Consider the following 20,839-nt stretch of genomic DNA (forward strand, 5'->3'; position numbering starts at 1 on the left):
CGTTGTGGGCTGTTTTGTTACGTACTGTAGATGTAGTCATCGTTTTAAAACTAAGAATCAGAAACGGCAGTTACATCAAATCTTCTCGATGTATAAGATGACCTCTCCGACTTTAAAGCCAAACTTGGACATCTCAGTCTTGTTGAATAAGCGCTTGTCGTCCATCAAGAACATCCAATCATCGAGCACCACTTCATAGGTGCTGCCGTCTACTTCAATTTCTAGATCATATTTCCAATACAGCGCTGAACCTTGGGTCTCACCATAAGCGGTTCCGACGACATCGTTGGCAGTCCCAGAATAGGTGTTTTCGCCGGTTTTTATGAGATTCCAAACGCGAGTTGAGCGCTCGCCATCAGCAAAAGAGAACCACTCTTTTATTTCTCCATTGTCACCGTCCCAAGTTGCGATAAGCTTGGCATCAAAGCGGCGCAGTAGGTTACCAGAGCGGTCGAGCACCATGCCGTAGGCCATTAATTCGCCATTAAAAAAGGTTTCAAGCTTGAGCTCTGGCGTAGTGTCGACATGGTCTTCTAAACTTGCAGAGCCACAGCCCACTAGCCAAGTGAGTGAAAAAAATGCCAGAGCGAATTTTATTATTGTTGTTTTTGGATTCATTTGTTCAAACCTAAAAGTTGTTTACGAAGACCGGGTTCAGAGGTGTTTTCAGACAACCAAATCGCTAGAAAGGCTTCACCAAATTGCTTGTCTTGGATGGTGCCGATCGGTTGTTCATCGAAATAAAAGCGACTCACGTTATCTTCAGCGACACGAATCGTGAGTGTGCTTCCTTCTTCCACGTTCGGCCACATCGCGTACAAGGGTTTCAACCATCGTTGAATGTTGCTGTCAGAGTAGCCAAGCTTGTTCCACTGATCTTCGGTAGCGTCTACGAGGTCTTTGCTATCGATAGAGCGGTAATACTCAAGCTTCAAAGCTCGTTCGGAGTTGGTTGGAGTCGCGTAGAATTCTGCGGAGTAGAGAGTCCAAAACAGGTAACTCATTTCACCCTCACCACGTTTGTTCAGATCATCGACAGCAGAGGCTCTAGCGTGTCCGGCAAATAACAGCGCAGCAAAGATTAACGGGAGAGTAATAAAGCTTAGAAGTGTGTTTTTTGCTTGCTGATGAGCGCGAACAATACCTCGCTCAGGTTTGAACGTTTGTGTCGGGTTGCGTGGATAAGCCATAAGTCACCTCGTTATTGCCATTTTAGGTTGTATTAAGTTGGAGTAGGCGGCCACCAGTAAGGGCAACAAAATCCCCCAACTTATTGCAAGGGCAGCAACTACCGATGCATCTGGCCAAGTAGTAAGAAGAGCACCTGCTTTGATCCCTCCCCAATAACTACTAGTACCTGCTACGAACCCTATAACAAACAAGATCACTTTCGAGCATTTTAAAAGCCAATTTAGGCTGTGGTTAAAACTGATTAAGAACATGATCCACAGGCAGACAAGCCACACCGGGAACCACGATTGATTCGCAATTTCAGAGTCGACGGCAAACGCGCCGAAGTGGAGTAAGAGGCTATCAAGCAATAGCCCCAATGGTAATAAAATGAGTATCTTCAAATCTCTACTGCGAGTCGGTGATAGAAGGAAGTGAACCACTACAATCAGTGGTGTGACGAACGGGGCTTGCGCGGTAAAGAAAGCACTGCAAACCCAGGTCGCTTGAAACAGTACGAGATTAATAATCCAAAACCGCTTCATCTTTTTCTCCAAAGTAACGAGGTTTTCTTGCGACTACATGGTGAGTGCTGATCACGCGCTCTTTGAATGCGCCTTCACAGTAGCAGAAGTAGAAGGTCCATAAGCGTTTAAACTCTTCTGAATAGCCGAGAGACTCTAGCTCTTCCCAACTATTTTCAAAGGCGATGTTCCAATCATTCAGCGTTCGAGCGTAGTGCAGGCCAATGTCATCAATTTCTTGAACCACAAGGTCGGTGCTGGTCGCAAGGTGTTGGGTCATCACTGAAACAGAAGGTAGGCAACCGCCGGGGAAGATGTACTTCTGAATAAAGTCGACACCTTTGCGGTATTTGTCGTAACGGCTGTCAGCAATAGTAATTGCTTGAATCAGCATCTTGCCTGAGGGCTTAAGTAGCGAGGAACATTTTTCAAAGAAGGTTTGTAGATACTCATGTCCGACCGCCTCTATCATCTCGATCGAAACCAACTTGTCATACTCACCAGTGAGATTGCGATAATCCTCTTTGAGCAGGGTGATTTTGTCGGTTAAACCAAGCGCTTTTACTCTCTGTTCAGCAAGTGCATGTTGGGCATCTGAGATCGTGGTAGTGGTGACGTGGCAACCGTAGTGTTGCGCCATGAAGATGGCTAAGCCGCCCCACCCTGTGCCTATCTCGACCACGCTATCTTTCTCAGACAGTTCTAGTCGCTCACAGATGGTTTTCATTTTGTTTTGTTGAGCCTTCGACAAGGTTTCTGCGTCTTCGCTGTAGATTGCGGAAGAGTACTGCATCGAGCTATCTAAGAAGCGCTCATACAGTTCGTTGCCAATGTCGTAGTGGGCGAGAATATTTCGCTTAGAGCCTTGCTCGGTGTTGGCATTCTTACGGCGCAGCAATAGGTTTTTGATGCGAGAAATCCATTGTGTCTTGTCATCAAGCTCATCCAATTGGGCTTGGTTACGAGCCATGATTTGAATCACACGCGTGAGGTTTGGGCTGGTCCATTTACCATCGATATAGGCTTCAGATGCGCCGATACTGCCGTTGATGACCACATCTCTAAAAAAGGTCGCATCATGAATCACGATTCGACCTTTCAATTTAGCTTCTCGATCACCAAATACTGAATGCTGGTCGCGCTCAATGATCTCAAGCGTTGCGAATTGCAGGCTTTCTAACACCTTGAAGATTAAAGCTCGATATTTACAGTTGCTTGAAACAGCAACGGCTTTAGCTTGTTGTTCAATATTGTTGTTTTGTTTGGCAAGCTGTTCCATGTAAACCTCGCTGATAACTCATTCTAATATTTTGTGCCAACTAAGCTGAGTTCAGCTCCTTGATTGGAGCGACCCAAGCTAGAAATGATTTCTGTTTTAAGCGCTTAAGATGTTGAGTCTGGATGCGCCACAAACGGTACTTTTTTCAGGAATAATTTGAGAGCCTGATAATAAATTCCCATCACGACTTTTATCGTCATCGCCGGAATCTTGAATACCGTTCGTCTAATGTTTGTCTTGGTTACTGACTGCTTCGTCAGGGCTAGTGTCGCATCGAAAAGCTTGTCGTCTCGGCGGCTTTCGATGTGAACTAACGTGCGTTTCGCTGGTGGCTTAATCTTCCAAAAATAAGTCATGTTCAAATCCATGAACGGCGAAACGTGAAACTCTTTTTTTACCTTCAATTCTTGGTGCATGTCGATGAGATAGTAGTGTCTTTCTCGCCAAGGCGTGTTACTCACCTCAGCCAACATGTACTTACAATCTCCAGTCTCGTCATAACAGAAGAAACAGTTGATTGGGCTGAAGTAGATGCCTAAACAGCGGCACTGAGCCAGCATCGTCACACGGTTTGAATCAGACCAAACCCCACCAAGTTGTTGCACTTTGGAAGCTATACGTTGCTTAAGTGATTTTGGTTCATCCGTGGTGACATTTTCTTTTTTTTCAGCGAGATAATCCGATTCGACAAAGCGAATCGGGTTGTACCAACGAGTTCCGAACAGCGCACTGCGCGCTGTGGTTTGGGGCAGCTCATCAAGATCTAACCCCATCATATACAGCTGATAGCTGAACTCATGAGTGATGTCGCCAAAGCGGCGATGTCTGACGTTACCCCAATAGATACCGCTGAGCTCTTCACTCTTTTCGGATGCGATCCCCATCTCGGGTGTCAGGGTTTGACTGTTCATAGCGCGGAACTCGTACTCAAATCTAAACCGAAGCGTTTGGTCACATCGAGTGCACTGTGGACACCGTCTTCATGGAAGCCGTTATACCAATAAGCGCCAGCAAAGTGCGTCTGGTTTTTGCCACAGATTTGCTCACGCTTGTGCTGAGCTTCGACCGTGTTCGAATTAAGTACCGGGTGATGATAAACAAAGCTGCGAATAATTTTTTCTGGGTCGATGGCTTCGCTTTGATTCAAGGTGACACAGAAGGTGTCTTGGCTTTCGATGCCTTGCAGAATGTTCATGTTGTACGTGACACAAGCAGGTCGTTTACTGTCGCCATCCAACATGTAGTTCCAGCTTGCCCAAGCCAGTTTTCTGTCTGGTAACAAGCGAGTATCGGTGTGCAGAACCACTTCATTGCGGCTGTATGGGATTTCGCCCAGTACCTGTTGCTCTTGTTCTGTTGCATCACCAAGCAGACGTAAGGCTTGGTCTGAGTGACAAGCAAAGATTACTTCGTCGAAGTCTTGTGTGCTGCTATCTTCAAACTCAATCGTGACGCCTGTTTCATTGCGAGTCACTTGTTTAATCGATGTATTGAGTGCAACGGGTTTGTTTAAGCGTGAAAGGATGATTTCAACATAAGAACGCGATCCCTTTGGAATCACATACCACTGAGGACGGTTCGCGATATCGAGCAATCCGTGGTTGTAGAAAAACTGGATGAAGAACTTGAGCTCAAACTCTTCCATCTCTTCCAAGCTTGTCGACCAAATCGCCGCGCCCATCGGTAGGATATAGTGCTGGCTGAAAAAGTCGGAAAATTGATTATCGCGTAGGAAGCTGCCGAGGGTAACGTCTGGTGTGAATTCATTGCTTTCAAACTGAGCCTTACACAGTTTGTTGAACTTGAGAATGTCAGACACTAAAGACCAGAACTGAGGTTTGAAGATGTTGCTCCTCTGCGCGAATAACGAATTAATGCTGTGGCCGTTGTATTCAAACTTGGTCGTCGTGTTGTGGACGCTGAAGCTCATCTCAGTCGGTTGCCTTTCGACATCGAGTTGTTCTAGAAGCTGATTGAAATTCGGGTAGGTTCGATCGTTGAATACGATGAAACCTGTATCTATCGAAAACGCCGAGCCTTGATGTTCAATATCAACGGTCGCGGTGTGCCCCCCAACGTAATCATTCTTTTCGAATACTGTTACGTCGTGGTGCTTATCTAATATATGCGCGCAAGTGAGTCCAGAGATACCTGAACCAATAATGGCGATTTTCTTCATTGTTATACCATCCTTGAAGCGAGTTTTTGCCAAACTGGAGTTGGGAGCATTCTTAGTAGCTTCATCAACATGATGAATCGTCTTGGGAAATCGATTTCACTCTTTCCTTGAGCGATACCATTTACGATTCGCTGAGTTGCGGCCTCACTACTAATAATCATAGGCATAGAGAACGTATTTCGCTCGGTTAATGGCGTTTCAACAAAGCCAGGGTGCACAATTGAGACATGAATGTTGTGCGTTGCCAGATCAACCGAAAGTGTTCTGCCTAAGTAGGTGAGGGCTGCCTTTGAAGCGCCATAAGCCTCGGCTCTTGGCAAAGGTAAAAAGCTGGCGCTGGAGCTGACTAAAACCAAACGGCCGCCGGGCTTGATGTTTTTTAACCAAGCTTTAAGGGCGTAGCCAATTGAAATTAGGTTTATGTTGATGACGCGCTCAAAAAGCTCGGCATCAAAATTCACTGGGTCGTCGATGTACTCACAATCACCCGCATTTAAAATCAGCAGATCGAGCGGCTTGTCTTGGTCGAGTTCTGGGAAGTTGTGGTAATCAGTCAAGTCGAAACAGAGCGGTGAAATTGATGAATGCGCGACGTCTGTCTCGTGCGAGTCAACTAAGGCTTGCAGCTTGTCTGAGTTGCGGCCACAAGCAATCACCTGATGCCCTTGCTGAGCGTAATCTTTAGCTAGGGATTGGCCGATACCAGAGGTCGCGCCTGTAATCATAATACGCATTATCGGCTCGCCCTCTTTTTGATGGATTTGATCGCGCAGCCCAGTACTGGAATGTGTTCGTACAACATAGAGCCGACGTCGAGGTAGTCTCTGTGGTAGACCACTTGACCGTCGAGCATCTTAAGGTGGCTGTGCCCTTGTACTTCGATTGGCTTTTGCCCATTTAATTGCTTGTGAGCAAACTGCATCGTCCAGTAAACGGAAGCTTCGTCGTTCGCTTCGAAAGTGTGTTCGATATGAAAGTAACAGCTGGTTACTTGGGTGTAGAGGTTCTCGAAGTAGTGCGTAAGCGCCGAAATACCGCTGACATGATGCAGCGGATCTTGGAATTCAATATCAGGGTGATAAACCGTCTTAAGCACGTCGAAATTGTCGGTTCCGAGTTCTCGATACATGTTGAGAAAGTTATCAAGCCATAGAGAGTTATCCATAATATTCACTCTAATTATTTGAAGAAGGCTAAGGCTCTCAATCGTGCTTCTTTATGCTCAACGATGGGTTGCCAGTATTCGCTGTCTATTCCGTTTTTAGCGATAAAGTCATGTGGGAAATGTACATGCTTATCTGGGATATTTTGCAGCTCTGGTATGTACTTACGAATAAAAATTCCTTTTGGATCAAACTTTTCACTCTGAGTGATTGGATTGAAAATTCGGAAGTAAGGTTGAGCATCACAGCCAGTACTTGAAGCCCACTGCCAGCCACCATTGTTGGCGCTAAAGTCTCCGTCGATAAGGTGCGACATAAAGAAACGCTCGCCCCAACGCCAGTCAATAAGCAGGTGCTTGGTTAGGAAGCTTGCCACCACCATTCTTAGTCTGTTGTGCATCCAGCCCGTTTCAACCAGTTGACGCATTGCGGCATCAACCAATGGATATCCTGTTTTTCCTTCGCACCACGCCTTGAAGCTAGGGTTGTCGTGATACCAATCTAAGCCGTTGTATTTCTGCTGAAAGTTCGCACCTTTAACCAGTTTAGGATGATGGAACATCAAATGCTTATAAAAATCTCGCCAAATCAATTCATTAAGCCAAGAAAAGGCTGGTAACTGAGTATCAAATAACAAGTCCGGCTGTTGCTGAATCAACTGAATCGCTAACCAACGTGGGCTCACAGCGCCAATCGCCAAATAAGGGGATAGTCCAGACGTGCCTTTTATCGAGGGAATGTCTCTAAGGCGAGAATAATCGTTAACTTTATTGGCTAAGAAATTGGGGATCACGCTCTCAAGGACGTCTTGGCTTAGTGGCCAACGGCTTGAATCAACACGCGGAAAGTCGAAATCGTACTCGCCAGAAAAACCACTTAACGATTGTTTCAGTTGTGATGGATTCGGAAGCGAATCCGTTTCAGATGAACCTGCTTGCGCTGATCCTGTTGAATGCACTGGAGCGTGGCTGCAAATGATGCCTTTCGCTTGCACTTCTTTTAACCATGCGTTTTTGAAAGGTGTGAAAACCTTGAACATCTCGCCTTGTTTATTCAGCACGCTACCTAATGGCAGAATCGTATCGCAGTCGGTTATCTTCAGTTTTATACCGCTAGCGATTAAGCGTTTGTCACGTAACTGCTCGTCTACTTCCGGCTCTGAATTGGCATAGACACATGTCGCATTGACCTGTTTGCACAAGTTGATGAGTTGAGTGGCTTGATCGTTAAAGTCTGTGGCTTTGAGGTGCAGAAGATCGATCCCGAATTCAGCGAGCTGGGAATCGAGTTGTTTTAGATGACGATAGATGAAATCAGCTTTGATCGGCGCAAGGTGGTGTTGCCGCCACGTTTGAGGCGTTGAAATGAAAACGGCGGTCGTTACGCCGTTTTCAACTGCCGCGACGAGCGCTGGGTTATCGTGAATCCGCAGGTCTCGTCGTATCCATAGTATGTCGCTCAATATCCGTATCTCAGTTTAAGTTCTTGAGGGTGCGGGTTTAGGTAAACCTGTGATTCTAGGTATTCGTTCGGGTATTCCATCAGGTAGTGATTGATCAGTGTCAGTGGCACTAGCAGTGGAACAACGCCCTCTCTGAATGATGCGATCTGGTTGGTCAGCTCTTGCTTGTGAGCGCTACTCAGTTGTTTTTTAAAGTAACCCTGCAAATGATGCAGCGTATTGGCGTGACTGCCTCGATTCGCGTGATGAGACAACGCCGTCATCAAGCCTTCGATGTATTGAGCCGCTAGTTCGTCGATATCTAAATCATTACCCGCTAGCAGTTTGCCTAAGCTTTTGTAACCCTCAACGTGGTGACACATGACTAGATATTTGTGGGCGCTGTGGAACTGAATCAGTTTGTGCTTGGTCACACCTTCATCCACAAGATCGAGCCATTTTTGGTAAGTGAACACTCGAGTCATGAAGTTTTCACGCAAAATGGGATCGTTAAGGCGGCCGTTTTCTTCAACGGGAAGTAACGGGTTGCCGTCCATAATTTGTTGGGTGAACATGCCTATGCCTGTCGATTCAGAGCCGCGACCATGGTGGTGGTACACCTTCACGCGCTCCATGCCGCAGGTTGGGCTTTTTTGACACACAATAAAGCCAGCAATGTGTTGGTTTTTCTTTGAGTAGTTTTGACCGAACTCGATCAGTTCGTTGGTCACATCACCTGAGCCATCAGGGCGAGAAACATGGATGATGTCATCTAGCATTCTTGTTTGACGAATGGTTGGACGAGGGGTTGGAAGACCAACAGCCATCTCTGGGCAAACAGGTTCCAATTCCACGTAGTCTGCTAGGTCGTCTGTACAAAAACGAGAGCGTTTATGACCTGTGTCGAAACGTACTTTGTGTCCAGCAACACATGCACTGATACCGATTTTGATTTTCTTTTCCATTGGTCAACTCCTTTGCTCTTGCTCTGAGCTTTTTCTTATAGTTCAACATTGCTAATCGTATTTACAGAGCTGGGTGTGTTTTTACTTTGACACCGTAGTTGTTTTTATTCAGATGTATTGACGATATACAGGATAGCTTTATGCCATCCTGTATATTTATAGCCTGCAACTGGGTTAATAGATATATTTTCCAAGTGGATTGAATAGTTGGCTCACACCTTTTGTGAAGTAAAGCGCATCACTTGAAACGGTTAAACAGACACAACCTTCTTTTGTTGCCGGTTGATGAGTGTGATTGCCATCCAACCTGATGAAGTCACCTTTGTTGTAAACGCCCATTTCGTCTTCGAAACTGCCCTCTAGAAGAAGCGTGATCTCGAAGCCTTTGTGGGTGTGGCAAGGCACTTGTCCATCTTTGTCGATGTGCAACAAGCTGGTGTGGTGTGCTTCGTCAGCAAAATCGAGTCTTGCTCGTGAAATTTTGCCTAGGTTCATCCAGTCCTTTCTCGCTACTGAGTTTAGAGCGCGAGGGATTGTGAATGTCGTGTCAGCAACAGTTACTTTCTGAACCTCTGGAGTCACTTCAACAGACTGAGAAGTATCAGCTGTGATTTGCTCTATCGCGTCAAAATCAAAGTCCATGTCGTCCATTGAGAAGCTGTCTAGATCTTCATTTGAGAATACTGGCTCTGCGTCAAAAGCATTATTCGCTGCTACAGCTGTAAGCTGCTTGACTTGTTGTTGGCAGTGTTCACACAGCTCTACATGGCTAGAAACAATCAAAGAAACTGAATCAGCCAACGTGCCATCGACGAAGTCTTTCAAGATTGCCGCGTTTGGGTGATGTTTAATCATGGTCTTGTTCCCCCATGTGAACTTTTAATTTGGCTAAAGCGAGTCTCAGACGTGATTTCACTGTTCCAAGTGGGACGCCAAGTTGCTGAGCGAGTTGCTCTTGAGAGAGCTCTTGAAAGTAAACGCCTTTGACGATGGTTTTCTGAGCGAGAGGCAACTTTTCTATTTGAGTCATTACGTGTCGGCTCATCAAATGGTCACCGAATGGCAAATCTTCGCTTTGAGACTCGGCTACCATCGCATCGATTGGCCAGATATCGTCGGCTATCGTTTGTTCGGCTTTCGCTTTCACTTTGCGCAACATGTCGAATGCTGCATTACGCATTACCGTGTAGACCCAAGTGGTCGCAGCGCCTTTATCTACATTGTAGAGATGTGCTTTCTTCCAAACATTAGTCATCGTGTCTTGAACTAGCTCGTTTGCAGCAGCTTCGCCACCCAACTTACTGATACCAAAACGCTTGATCTTAGGAGCGAAGAACTTGAACAAACTGGTGAACGCCTGCTTGTCTCGGTCTGTACCAACCAACACCAGCCAGCTCGAGAGCTCTGTCGGTACTTTGTTGTCTGTAGGTACTTTGTTATCGGGAATAATGACATGCTCCTTGCCGTTCCCTGAACTTCTGCTTTCCACTTGCATAGTAACTAACCATCATGCGAATTTGATGGGCACTACGTGAAAGGAGAAAGTCGGGATCACTTTAATTTAAATTAATTTCTACTATACAAAATTATAGTGAAGAAAAGTGCTTATTGCCCCGTAATGATTTGATTCAAAAAAGGAACTAGAGACGGAAAACTGGCTGGCTCAGTAAATTCTGTTTTCTTTTCCAGTGGGATAGGCATCATTTCGAGCAATCGCGCACAGATCCATTGTGGGCTCTCAAAATCAGGAGTGGGATAGAGTGTTCTTATCGAATCGTGGTCGCGAAACAACTGAACCAAAAAAGCGGTAAACACGTTAGGCACTTTATATTCATCGGTAGGCCAGTGAGGCAACAAGCTGAACTTACTTTTAATCAGGTCATCATCGTCTCGAAACGACCCATGCAATTGCACCAACTTTTCGCCTTCGACATCAATTTCTAATATCTGGTCGTCCGACATATTGAAGTCGACGATGGTCACCTTTGTTCCCCAAGAGCTGAGATGATCAGAGTTAGATTTGTCTTGAGTGGCGATAATGAAACCATCGCCCTGCGCTGCGTGAGCGACCATCGCGAGATACTTTGGCTCAAAAATGCGCAGTCTTTGTCTGCCTCCCGGTAAAAGGAAGATGGGGAGGGGAAACACAGCGAGCTCCAGAGAAGACTCTACGGGTGTTTCTGGTTCGGCGTCTGTCCGCGTGGTCTTCCTAGGTGAATTCGGCACATAGTACTCCTTAGTTCAAATGTGATTTGAGAAGATATACGCGGGGAGGGTGGTGTTCGATCAATTCGCTTCGGCTTATGTTCGCAAAGGGATAGATATTTTGTTGCACCTGTTCATAAATTCATTGTTTTTACCTTTTCTCATACGCGTCATTAGGTAATATATGAACAAATAGTAAGCGAATGGGTAGTTGCCAGACGATGCTTCTATCTGACGTTCTTCTATACCTAACATCGCATCAAAGGAATGGTCATGATTGTTATTTATGGTATCAAAGAGTGCTTAAATCCAATTAAGTTGCAGCTCTCTAATGTGTTGCAGCAGTGCTTGAACAGTGAAATGGGTTTACCCGATGACAAGCGAGCACATCGGTTTGTGCCATTGGAACGAGATGACTTCTTTTACCCGGAAGGAAGAACAGAAGCCTATACCGTCATTGAGATAAATATGATGGAAGGTCGAGCGGTAAACACCAAAAAGCGCTTAATTAAGAAGATATTTTCTGAGATAGAGAAGCAGTTAGCTATCTCTCCGATTGATATTGAAATCACCATTAAAGAGCAGCCTTCACATTGTTGGGGTTTTCGAGGGATGACGGGCGATGAAGCACAAGATCTGAAGTACAAAGTGAACGTCTAGGGTTTAAGCTCTTAACTCTTAACTCTTAACTCTTAACTCTTAACTCTTAACACGTAAGACTTAAGCCAATCTATCGAGTGACGGCTTTGGAATTTGATGCCAAAGCCGTTTTCCTAGTTCTCGACACTAACCTTTAAGCATCTAAGCATCGTCACTCTTTTTTAAATACTGATGCCAATTTTCATTGATCACGTCAAAGTGCTCAACGCAGAACTCTTTTCTGTCTTTCAAATAGTCGTTTTCCACTTCATCGAGCAAGTTCTTATAGGCATCGGGATCGCTGCCATACACCAAGCATAACGTGGAGAAGTAACGCTGCAGGTCGAAACTGTGCTCGTCGATGTATTCCCCCAAGTCGTAATACTCTGGGCGGTCTTCTGACTCGAAAGCGAACATGTCTGCAGCGCTGATAGCAGCGTCGGCCCCATGCTCTACGTAGTTAAGCAGTAGCATGGTTGCTAGGTTATCAACCGCATCTTCTTCTTTACCCAATATGGCAATGTTCTGATCTTCGATATACGCATGCCCAGTCTCGTGTAGCAGGGTGTGCAGCAAGGTATCAATAGCGCCGGTTTGCGCAGATTTCCCATACTCTTTTTCGTATTGGTTCTTCTCAAAGTAATTGAGTGACTCAGCGTAAAAACTGTAAGGGATCAGTACTTGATGGGTTTGTGGATCGTAGAGTGGTCCTTCTTCCCCGCCATATTGAATGGTTAATGGCTTCTCAAACATGAAGAGTTGGTTTGATAGGTCGACCACGGTGTCATTAACGCCACTGCTTTGAATCTCTCGTTTGAGCTGCTCTTCTTCGGTATTTTGCGGTGTAGAGTACTCGACGATTAGGTTACTTTGGGTGGCTTGTTCACTAGATGCATAAGTTGTGGCAAACATTGCACTCAGGGCTAGGCTGCAGGTCAATGTTCGTTTCAATAATGTCATCGGCTATCCTTGTGATTACGTTGCGATTCAGAGTCGTGCTGGGGGTAACAACTCCAAGCTGTGTACCCTGATTTAGTTATTGCGTTAGAGTATAAGTTTAGACGGAATTTTGATGCATCGAGGACTGCAATTTTTGAAGTAGGCGCTATCCTATCAATGAATAATCCGCTTAGAGATTCGCCACAAAGAATAAGTAAGCTGAATGAGCGGTGTCGATGTGATTCGTTTCTATTGGTAATTAACAGATAAATTTCGGTTCAACACAACCCTTGTGCTATACTCCGCGCCCCAATCCGAATTGGCTTGTTTAATCTTAGGAAATTATTATGAGTGTTAAAAACGAACTTCAACAAATTAACAACCGTCTAGACAAGTGTCGCCACAAGTTAGATGCTGCTAAAACTCGTAATGATCGTCCTGTTGTTCGTCAGTTCGAGGAAGAGATTAAGAAGCTAACTAAGAAAATTGCCCAGCTTAAACACAAAGAAAGCTATGATGTGAACCAAGAGCGTAAGTCTCTGGTTGATATGCCATTTAGCCGTGAGATCACTAAGGCTGAGCAAGCGGATATGGGTAAACTTAAAAAGTCTGTTAAAGGACTCGTAATTGTTCACCCAATGACGAAGATCGGTAAAGAACTTCGCATTGAGGTTATGACTGGTTACGCACCGAAAAAATTCTAATTACCAGCGATGGTGATGAAAGAGGAGCTAGAAATAGCTCCTTTTTGCTTTTTTAGGTATTAAGAAAGCAGAGTCAGCGGCATAGATACTCACGCCGTTTTCAACTTTTAGGAGGTGATTGTTGTCACAAATCCTTTTATCTCCTATAAAAGTTAACGTGCTACTAACATGGTACTAAGCGATCGCAGTAATGTGTTCGCTTTTCGAATCCACACTTTCTCTCCAGTTTGTATAAATATAGGTAGAGCAGCACAAATAATTACAGATAAAACTAGACTCATTAGGGAAGATGAGAACGTAAAAAAATAGAGGTTATATGAATCAATTAATTTCAATTGGACCACTAGAATCCTTCCTAATCGCGATTAGTGTTTTGTTTCTAGGTCATTTCGTCAATGCAAAGCTTCCGATTCTCAAAAAGTACAACATTCCAGAGCCCATTGTCGGCGGCTTGATTGTCGCTTTTGCTATTACAGCCCTGCACTTTAACGGCCTTGATCTTGAGTTTTCCTTGCCCCTGCAGAACACGTTTATGTTGATGTTCTTTGCAACGGTCGGTCTTGCGGCGAACTACACGCAGCTGATAAAAGGTGGTGCTAAGGTATTCCTATTCTTAGGGGTAGCGTCGGTTTACATCATTATCCAAAACGGTGTAGGCGTAACCTTAGCTACGGCACTAGGCCTTGAACCCTTGATGGGTTTGATTGCTGGCTCTATCACCCTTTCGGGCGGTCACGGCACAGGCGCGGCTTGGTCTCAAACTTTTGCAGACACGTTTGGCATTGCAAATACGCTAGAAATCGCGATGGCTTCAGCGACCTTTGGTTTGATCATCGGTGGTATTATCGGTAGCCCAGTGGCGCAAAAGCTGATTGATAAAAACCAGCTTGAATCTGAGTACGGCACTGGCACGCAAACACATGAACGCTTCCCTGAACTTGTTACTTACAACGAGTATGAAGAAGACAAAGTGACGGCGAAGAAGGTGATTGAAGTGTTGTTCATCCTTCTTATCTGTATCACGGGTGCGAAGTACCTAGAGCAGTGGGTGGCGACTTTTGAAATTTCTTGGTTGATGATTCCTGACTTCGTTTACGCGTTGTTTATCGGTGTGTTCATCACTAACGTGTTTGAAGTGACTAAGCTGCATAAGACTGACAGCGAAACGGTCGATATTCTTGGTACGGTGTCATTGTCACTGTTCCTAGCAATGGCGCTAATGAGCCTTAAGCTTTGGAACATATTTGACCTTGCGATTCCGTTCTTGGTTATCCTGGCGGTTCAGGCGGTTGTGTTAGGTATCTTCTCTTACTTTGTGACGTTCAAAGTAATGGGTTCTAACTACGACGCAGCGGTTATGGCAGGTGGTCACTGTGGTTTCGGCCTAGGTGCAACACCAACAGCGGTAATGAACATGGGCTCTTTGGTGAACCGTTTTGGTCCTTCACCACAGGCGTTCATGGTGGTGCCAATTGTTGGTGCCTTCTTTATCGATATCGTTAACCTGATTATCCTTCAGGGTTACATCTCGTTTATCGGTTAATGTTCGCCTTTACTTAAACGCAATGTGCTTATCGCACTAAGATGAATACAAGAAAGCCAGTCTGTTGACTGGCTTTTTTTGTTCTTGTTTATCGAGGTTTTCTTGCCTGATACCCCTGCGGTTAGGGCTCTGTCACATCAATAACTAGGGCGTGTTGATCTTTCGAGCTGATTTTTGCAGTGAGTTGCTGGGTATTTATACAAGGCAGAGGCATCGATGTGTAGCTAGCCTACATGAGAAGCCGATAACGCAGTAGAAATGACCAGCAAACGCTGCCCGAAGGGTTCGAGCTGGGCGCCCCCGCAAAAAGCGTTTTACTCTTTGTTGAGGGAGGTTTGCTTAGAATGACTAGGCTACTTCTCCCTCACCGCGATTAAAACGCTTTTGACTAGGCGTCCCCATCCGAACGAAATTTAACCACGAAAGGTCAACACGCCCTAAAGTGTTGTAACGACTTCATCAAGAGCTAGGCGCGCTTTTGGTTTGCCGTAGTTGTAGTCTTCGCCGTCTTTGTGGTAGCCGATAGCTAGAGCTACATCAACAACGTGACCTTCTAGTTCGTCAGCAAACTCTTCGCTGATCATAGCTGCATCTACACCTTCCATAGGTGTTGAAGCGATACCTAGACGAGCTAGTGTGTGCAGTGTGTTACCTAGTGCGATGTAAACTTGAGACTTAGTCCAGTTACCGTTGAAACCTGTTTCGTCTGTGTTCATTTCTGCGAATGCGTAAGCACCTAAGAATTGCTCGTACATTTCAGCTGGTAAGTGACCAGAGCTTACTTCTGTATCAGCACGCTTCGCGAATTTCTCTTTAGTGTACTTAGGATCGTGAGCAAACAGGATCGTGTGTGACGCTTCTTTCGCATGTGGTTGGTTAAACTGGAACATGTTTTCGAAAGTATTGTGGAAGCGTTGTTTTGCTGCGTCACTCTCAATGATGATGAATTTCCAAGGCTGAGAGTTGATAGAAGAAGCTGACAAGCGAAGTGCTTCTTTGATTACTTCCATGTCTTCCGCAGAGATGCGCTTTTCTGCATCGTATTTTTTAGCTGTGTAACGAGTGTTTAGATCAGTAATGATTGGATGAGTCATGTTGAATCCTAATATCTATCAATAATAAATGTTGTAGGGTTTTATGTTCAGTTACGTCAACAATAAACGGATAACCAATTTAAACGAATCTCAATAGATTGAACGTCTAAATAGTTATCGAACATGCCCCAATAAATCGAGTATCTGCGGTAGCTCAAGTCGATGGGTGTAAGATAATAGAAGAATGACTCGGGAAAAATAGCGAACATATCAAATCACTATGGTTAATAATGTCCATAATGATTCAATAAGTGTGATCTTAATGGAGGTGGAATCTCTAGATTCAGTAGCTTAGTACGCTTTGATACCATATTGGCGCAATAATGGCGGAAGTACGCTGTCTAGGTTGGGGATATCTTCTGGCGTGATTTCGATTAAACCAAAACCATGCTCTTCATAGATTTTTCTCGTAGCTTCACGTTTATTTTCGGCGATTGGCGCAGAATCAGTTCCCCAGAACTGGATGTATACTTTGCCACTTGGTAGATAAAAATCGCTGATCACTTCTTTTGATATCGGAAGCGGACGCTCGTACGCATGGACCACTCCTGCCATATAAAGCCAGTTATCAATGATCAGCTCTCCCTTTGATCGAACATAATGCCCGTCTAAGCTTCGGTGCTTCGCCTCAAATTTCTGACGAAAACTGGAGAATGACACATCGGTCGAGTGGCTTTCAGCATCATGCCCTAGGAATTCAACAACAGACTGCTTTAAACGTTTATTGCGAACCAATGAGTCGTGCCATACCACGAATAAGTTTTGAGTCGCTTTGTCTTCTCTTTGTTCACCTCCGGCTTTTAAGCCTGTAGAGGTGACATGCCAACCGTCTTCTTCTTTTGTTATCCAACCAAGCTCGTTGAGCAGTAAGTTGATTTTCTTTGCGCTGAGTTGAAAGGCACTGCCAAGCTGGGTGGCGGTGAGTGTTTTTCCTGAGAATGAGTCCAAATCGATAAGCAGTTTCTCTGGCCAGACAATAAAGACACCAAACTTCTTGTGTTCGACATATTCCCCACCAAAGCTTTCTCCCCGTTCTGTGAGAATCCAACGCTCTTGTGAACGCACTATATAGCCCGCTGTTTTTAGATCGCTAAATAAAGCTTTAGCTTCTATGCCTTTTTGTTTAGCGAGTGCGGATGTGGAAATTTTGTCTGACATAGTCTTTTCTCAAATAGCGGAGTGATCAGCTGATGGGTGTTGGAGATATATATGATGCGATAGCGTTGGTAAATACCATATCACATCTATCAATGCTAACTGCAGTTCAGTGGTCTATGTTTTTAGTAGAGCGTTAGGTCTCGTTTTGTATGTTTAGCAAAATGTAGCTCAACCTGTAATTAAATTACAGGCATCGCGATTTTGCTCATCTGGGTGCATATTTTATATACGTGACACGATGTTCTTTTGTACGGTTTATATAGATCTTAGATGCTATATTTTATTAAATGTGACTTTAATCACATTTTATTTTTAAGTATTACAAAATAAAATGTGATCTAGATCGTGTGTTGATGATATCTATTCTCATTAATTTGGCTTTGTAATTTAAATTCATGGTGTTTTTGTGATCTAAGGTGTGCTTGTTAACCCGAAAGTGTTTTTCGTGTGTGATGGCTATCACGAAAGTTGGGCTAAGGTGCATTTTGGAAATGTTGTGATACATTTTAATCGACTTTTGAGTACACACTTTCGGTCATTTGACCAACCAATACATTACGGGGTTCTACCTATGTTATCACCAGAAGCAAAGATTAAGGTTCAAAACTTTGGTCGTTTCTTATCCAATATGGTAATGCCAAACATCGGCGCATTTATTGCGTGGGGTTTCATTACTGCACTATTCATCCCAACCGGTTGGTGGCCTAACGAAACGTTAGCATCAATGGTTGGCCCTATGATTACATACCTACTGCCACTATTGATTGGTTACACCGGTGGTAAAATGGTTGGTGGTGACCGCGGTGCGGTAGTGGGTGCCATCACGACCATGGGTGTTATCGTTGGTACTGATATCCCAATGTTCATGGGTGCAATGATTGTGGGTCCACTAGGTGGTATCGCAATTAAGAAATTCGATGAAGCTGTTCACGGTAAAGTGAAGAGTGGTTTCGAAATGCTAGTGAACAACTTCTCTGCGGGTATCATCGGCATGATCTGTGCGATCATCGCGTTCATCGTGATTGGTCCTGCGGTTAAGATTCTGTCTGGCGGACTTGCGGCTGGCGTAAACGCAATGGTAGAAGCGGGTGCACTACCTCTAGCATCTATCTTTGTTGAACCTGCGAAAATCCTATTCCTAAATAACGCAATCAACCACGGTATCTTCTCTCCACTAGGTATCCAGCAATCTGAAGAGATGGGTCGCTCTATCTTCTTCCTAATCGAAGCAAACCCAGGTCCTGGTTTTGGTCTTCTACTTGCTTACATGGTGTTTGGTAAAGGTAGCGCGAAGCAATCTGCTGCTGGTGCATCTATCATCCACTTCCTAGGGGGTATCCACGAAATTTACTTCCCTTACGTTCTAATGAACCCACGTCTAATTCTTGCGGTAATCGCAGGTGGTATGGCGGGTGTATTCACTAACGTAATGTTCGATTCTGGCCTTATCTCTCCAGCATCTCCAGGTTCTATCTTCGCAGTCTTACTGATGACGCCAAAAGGCTCTTACATCGGCGTGATTCTATCTGTTATCGCAGCAACGGCAGTATCGTTTGTTGTAGCGTCAATCCTTCTTAAAACATCAGCGCAAGATGATGAGGAAGATTCACTAGAGAAAGCTTCTGCACAAATGAAAGACATGAAAGCGTCTTCTAAAGGTGCAGCAGCAGAAGCAAACGTAAACCTAGCGGATGTAAAAGCAGTTTATGTAGCGTGTGATGCGGGTATGGGTTCAAGTGCAATGGGTGCAGGTCTACTACGTAAGAAAGTAGCAACAGCTGGCCTAGACATTGAAGTAACCAATTACGCAATCAACAACCTACCGGCTGATTCGCAAATCGTTATTACGCATAAAGACCTAACAGACCGTGCTCGTAGCACTGTGCCAGGTGCGATGCATATGTCTCTAAGCAACTTCCTAGACGGCGGCGTATACGACCAACTAGTTGCCGAGCTTGTCGATGCTCAAAGTGGTGAAGCGAAAGTAGAAGCTCCGGCTCCTGCAGCAGCTCCAGCGCAAGAAGGCAACAAGCTTGCACTCACTGACGACAGCATCTTCCTTGGCCTTAAAGCGACTCAAAAAGAAGACGCAATCAAGTTTGCTGGCGAACAATTAGTAAAACTTGGCAACGTATCACCAGAATACGTAGATGGCATGTTTGCTCGTGAAGAGCTTGTGTCTACTTACCTAGGTGAGTCTATCGCAGTACCACACGGCACAATCGAAGCGAAACAGTACGTACAAAAAACCGGCATCGTTTTCTGTCAGTACCCTGAAGGTATTCAGTGGGGCGAAGATGAAGATGATATCGCGAAGATGGTTATCGGTATTGCCGCACAAGGCGATGAGCACAACATGGTGCTGATGGCGATTACCAATTCACTCGATGATGAAGAAGCTGTGGAATGCCTACAGAACACAACAAACCCTGCTGATGTTCTACGTATTCTCAACGGAAACTAAAAAGCTCTAGTCAAGCTCCTGAGTGAAGGAGGCCGGTATCCCCCTACTGGCCTCATTTTCGGTCTTAATCTTTCTAACAAGATTCAGTCTGAATAGCTTACTGCTTAATGCCTAGGGCACATCGTCAAGGCATGTTGTTGAGCAGTTAGCTATCTAGATTCAAATATTTATAAGGTCAAAATTATGAAAGCGTTACATTTTGGTGCAGGTAATATCGGTCGTGGTTTCATTGGTAAGCTTCTTTCTGATGCTGGTATGAAGGTTACGTTTGCTGACGTAAATGAAACGGTTGTAAATGCGTTAATTGAACGCCAAGAATACCCAGTTAAGATTGTTGGCGAAGAGTGTGTTGTCGAAGTTGTTAAGAACGTGACAGCAGTAAACTCAGCGACAAGCGCAGTAGTAGATTGCATTGCTGAGTCTGATCTTGTGACGACTGCAGTGGGCCCTACGGTTCTTAAAATCATCTCTAAGTCTATCGCTCAAGGCATTGAAAAGCGTGCAGCAGCAAACAACACTGCACCAATGAACATCATCGCGGCAGAGAACATGGTTCGCGGTACTAGCCAATTAAAAGCAGCCGTGTTAGAGCACCTTTCTGATGAAATGAAAGCGTTCACTGAAGAGCACATTGGCTTTGTTGATTCTGCGGTTGACCGTATTGTTCCACCGGCAGAAGCGGGCGAAACAGATCCTCTAGCGGTAACGGTTGAAACGTTCAGCGAGTGGATCGTAGATCAAACACAATTCAAAGGTGAGATTCCAAACATCCCAGGAATGGAATGCACTGATAACCTAATGGCTTTCGTTGAGCGTAAACTGTTCACGCTAAACACAGGTCACTTGGTAACGGCATACCTTGGTGTGCTTGCAGGTCATGAGACTATTAAAGACTCTATCGAAGATGACGTAATCCGCGCTGAAGTAACAGCGACGATGGAAGAGAGTGGTGCGGTTCTGATTAAGCGTTACGGCTTTGATCCAGAAGCACACGCTGCCTACATCCAAAAGATTCTAGGTCGTTTTGCTAACCCGTTCTTACGTGATGAAGTAGACCGCGTTGGTCGTCAGCCAATTCGTAAACTGAGCCCGCAAGACCGCCTAGTTAAGCCTCTAAACGGTACATTAGAGTACGGCCTACCGAATGCTCACCTAGTAAAAGCAATCGCTGCTGCGTTCCATTACAAGAACGAAGACGACCCACAAGCGGTTGAACTTCAAGCAATGTTTGCAGAAAAAGGCTTTGCAGAGACATTAGCATATTATTCTGAGCTGAATAGTGACTCAGAAGTTGTTAAACTAGCGGAACAAGCTTATCTAGCATTGAAATGATAAACCACCAAAGTGCCACTCCTGTGGCACTTTCTTATTG

21 protein-coding genes are annotated in these 20,839 nt (G+C 44.9%); 5 read left to right on the forward strand and 16 right to left on the reverse strand.

The genetic code is table 11. From position 1 onward, the window contains the following. Positions 1–75: 75 nt before the first annotated feature. The 13 genes from AB6E51_RS01955 to AB6E51_RS02015 form a co-directional block, all read right to left on the reverse strand. Complete coding sequence (locus tag AB6E51_RS01955; RefSeq protein WP_017061276.1) at positions 76–618, reverse strand: DUF3833 domain-containing protein; 543 nt, start codon at positions 616–618, stop codon at positions 76–78. After that, positions 615–1,190, reverse strand: coding sequence for a chalcone isomerase family protein (locus AB6E51_RS01960; protein ID WP_017061277.1), 576 nt, complete (start codon positions 1,188–1,190; stop codon positions 615–617). The genes AB6E51_RS01955 and AB6E51_RS01960 overlap by 4 nt, the downstream gene beginning before the upstream one ends. A gap of 3 nt (positions 1,191–1,193) precedes the next feature. Beyond that, a complete protein-coding gene (locus AB6E51_RS01965; protein ID WP_372057711.1) occupies positions 1,194–1,715 on the reverse strand; it encodes a DUF2878 domain-containing protein in 522 nt (173 codons plus the stop codon). Then, positions 1,693–2,973: a class I SAM-dependent methyltransferase gene (locus AB6E51_RS01970; protein WP_372057712.1), complete on the reverse strand. Its 1,281-nt coding sequence runs from the start codon at positions 2,971–2,973 to the stop codon at positions 1,693–1,695. The genes AB6E51_RS01965 and AB6E51_RS01970 overlap by 23 nt, the downstream gene beginning before the upstream one ends. 104 nt (positions 2,974–3,077) lie before the next feature. Beyond that, entirely contained in the window at positions 3,078–3,884 is an 807-nt protein-coding gene (locus AB6E51_RS01975) for a DUF1365 domain-containing protein (protein WP_017061280.1), read from the reverse strand. Beyond that, a complete protein-coding gene (locus AB6E51_RS01980; protein ID WP_372057713.1) occupies positions 3,881–5,152 on the reverse strand; it encodes an NAD(P)/FAD-dependent oxidoreductase in 1,272 nt (423 codons plus the stop codon). Before AB6E51_RS01980 ends, AB6E51_RS01975 begins: the two co-directional genes overlap by 4 nt. 2 nt (positions 5,153–5,154) lie before the next feature. Next, the gene (locus AB6E51_RS01985) at positions 5,155–5,886 is read right to left on the reverse strand and encodes an SDR family NAD(P)-dependent oxidoreductase (protein WP_017061282.1); all 732 of its coding nucleotides are present in this window, start codon (positions 5,884–5,886) and stop codon (positions 5,155–5,157) included. Continuing rightward, entirely contained in the window at positions 5,886–6,317 is a 432-nt protein-coding gene (locus AB6E51_RS01990) for a nuclear transport factor 2 family protein (RefSeq protein ID WP_017061283.1), read from the reverse strand. Before AB6E51_RS01990 ends, AB6E51_RS01985 begins: the two co-directional genes overlap by 1 nt. 14 nt (positions 6,318–6,331) lie before the next feature. After that, a complete protein-coding gene (gene phrB / locus AB6E51_RS01995; RefSeq protein ID WP_372057714.1) occupies positions 6,332–7,777 on the reverse strand; it encodes a deoxyribodipyrimidine photo-lyase in 1,446 nt (481 codons plus the stop codon). Then, positions 7,774–8,721 carry a DUF523 and DUF1722 domain-containing protein gene (locus AB6E51_RS02000; protein WP_017060965.1) on the reverse strand — a complete coding sequence of 316 codons (948 nt, stop codon included), beginning with the start codon at positions 8,719–8,721 and terminating at the stop codon, positions 7,774–7,776. The genes phrB and AB6E51_RS02000 overlap by 4 nt, the downstream gene beginning before the upstream one ends. 174 nt (positions 8,722–8,895) lie before the next feature. Then, complete coding sequence (locus AB6E51_RS02005; protein ID WP_372057715.1) at positions 8,896–9,576, reverse strand: ChrR family anti-sigma-E factor; 681 nt, start codon at positions 9,574–9,576, stop codon at positions 8,896–8,898. Next, positions 9,569–10,216 carry a sigma-70 family RNA polymerase sigma factor gene (locus AB6E51_RS02010; protein WP_372057716.1) on the reverse strand — a complete coding sequence of 216 codons (648 nt, stop codon included), beginning with the start codon at positions 10,214–10,216 and terminating at the stop codon, positions 9,569–9,571. Before AB6E51_RS02010 ends, AB6E51_RS02005 begins: the two co-directional genes overlap by 8 nt. A gap of 110 nt (positions 10,217–10,326) precedes the next feature. Beyond that, on the reverse strand, positions 10,327–10,947 hold the full coding sequence (locus tag AB6E51_RS02015) for an LON peptidase substrate-binding domain-containing protein (RefSeq protein WP_017065084.1): 621 nt from the start codon (positions 10,945–10,947) through the stop codon (positions 10,327–10,329). Between the two features lie 252 nt (positions 10,948–11,199). On the opposite strand from AB6E51_RS02015, the gene AB6E51_RS02020 reads away from it, so the two are divergent. After that, on the forward strand, positions 11,200–11,586 hold the full coding sequence (locus AB6E51_RS02020) for a tautomerase family protein (protein WP_102320407.1): 387 nt from the start codon (positions 11,200–11,202) through the stop codon (positions 11,584–11,586). Between the two features lie 141 nt (positions 11,587–11,727). Here the strand turns inward: AB6E51_RS02020 and AB6E51_RS02025 are convergent, their stop codons facing one another. Beyond that, complete coding sequence (locus tag AB6E51_RS02025) at positions 11,728–12,525, reverse strand: DUF4344 domain-containing metallopeptidase (protein ID WP_102428128.1); 798 nt, start codon at positions 12,523–12,525, stop codon at positions 11,728–11,730. Positions 12,526–12,851: 326 nt separating this feature from the next. Here AB6E51_RS02025 and AB6E51_RS02030 point away from each other — a divergent pair, with 326 nt between their 5' ends. Then, entirely contained in the window at positions 12,852–13,208 is a 357-nt protein-coding gene (locus tag AB6E51_RS02030; protein ID WP_017060971.1) for a YibL family ribosome-associated protein, read from the forward strand. Positions 13,209–13,524: 316 nt separating this feature from the next. Beyond that, positions 13,525–14,751 (forward strand): sodium/glutamate symporter, encoded by a 1,227-nt coding sequence (gltS, locus tag AB6E51_RS02035; RefSeq protein ID WP_017060972.1) that lies wholly within the window; start codon positions 13,525–13,527, stop codon positions 14,749–14,751. Positions 14,752–15,188: 437 nt separating this feature from the next. Here gltS and AB6E51_RS02040 read toward each other — a convergent pair whose 3' ends face one another. Then, on the reverse strand, positions 15,189–15,845 hold the full coding sequence (locus tag AB6E51_RS02040; RefSeq protein ID WP_017061511.1) for an NAD(P)H-dependent oxidoreductase: 657 nt from the start codon (positions 15,843–15,845) through the stop codon (positions 15,189–15,191). 291 nt (positions 15,846–16,136) lie between these two features. Continuing rightward, complete coding sequence (locus AB6E51_RS02045; protein ID WP_017070219.1) at positions 16,137–17,003, reverse strand: hypothetical protein; 867 nt, start codon at positions 17,001–17,003, stop codon at positions 16,137–16,139. Positions 17,004–17,574: 571 nt separating this feature from the next. Between AB6E51_RS02045 and AB6E51_RS02050 the strand changes: the two genes are divergently transcribed. Then, the gene (locus AB6E51_RS02050) at positions 17,575–19,467 is read left to right on the forward strand and encodes a PTS mannitol transporter subunit IICBA (RefSeq protein ID WP_017066361.1); all 1,893 of its coding nucleotides are present in this window, start codon (positions 17,575–17,577) and stop codon (positions 19,465–19,467) included. 183 nt (positions 19,468–19,650) lie between these two features. Beyond that, complete coding sequence (locus tag AB6E51_RS02055) at positions 19,651–20,799, forward strand: mannitol-1-phosphate 5-dehydrogenase (RefSeq protein ID WP_372057717.1); 1,149 nt, start codon at positions 19,651–19,653, stop codon at positions 20,797–20,799. Positions 20,800–20,839: the final 40 nt, after the last annotated feature.

Origin of the sequence: Vibrio sp. 10N.247.311.47 (assembly GCF_041467535.1) — a bacterium.
Classification (GTDB): domain Bacteria; phylum Pseudomonadota; class Gammaproteobacteria; order Enterobacterales; family Vibrionaceae; genus Vibrio; species Vibrio crassostreae_C.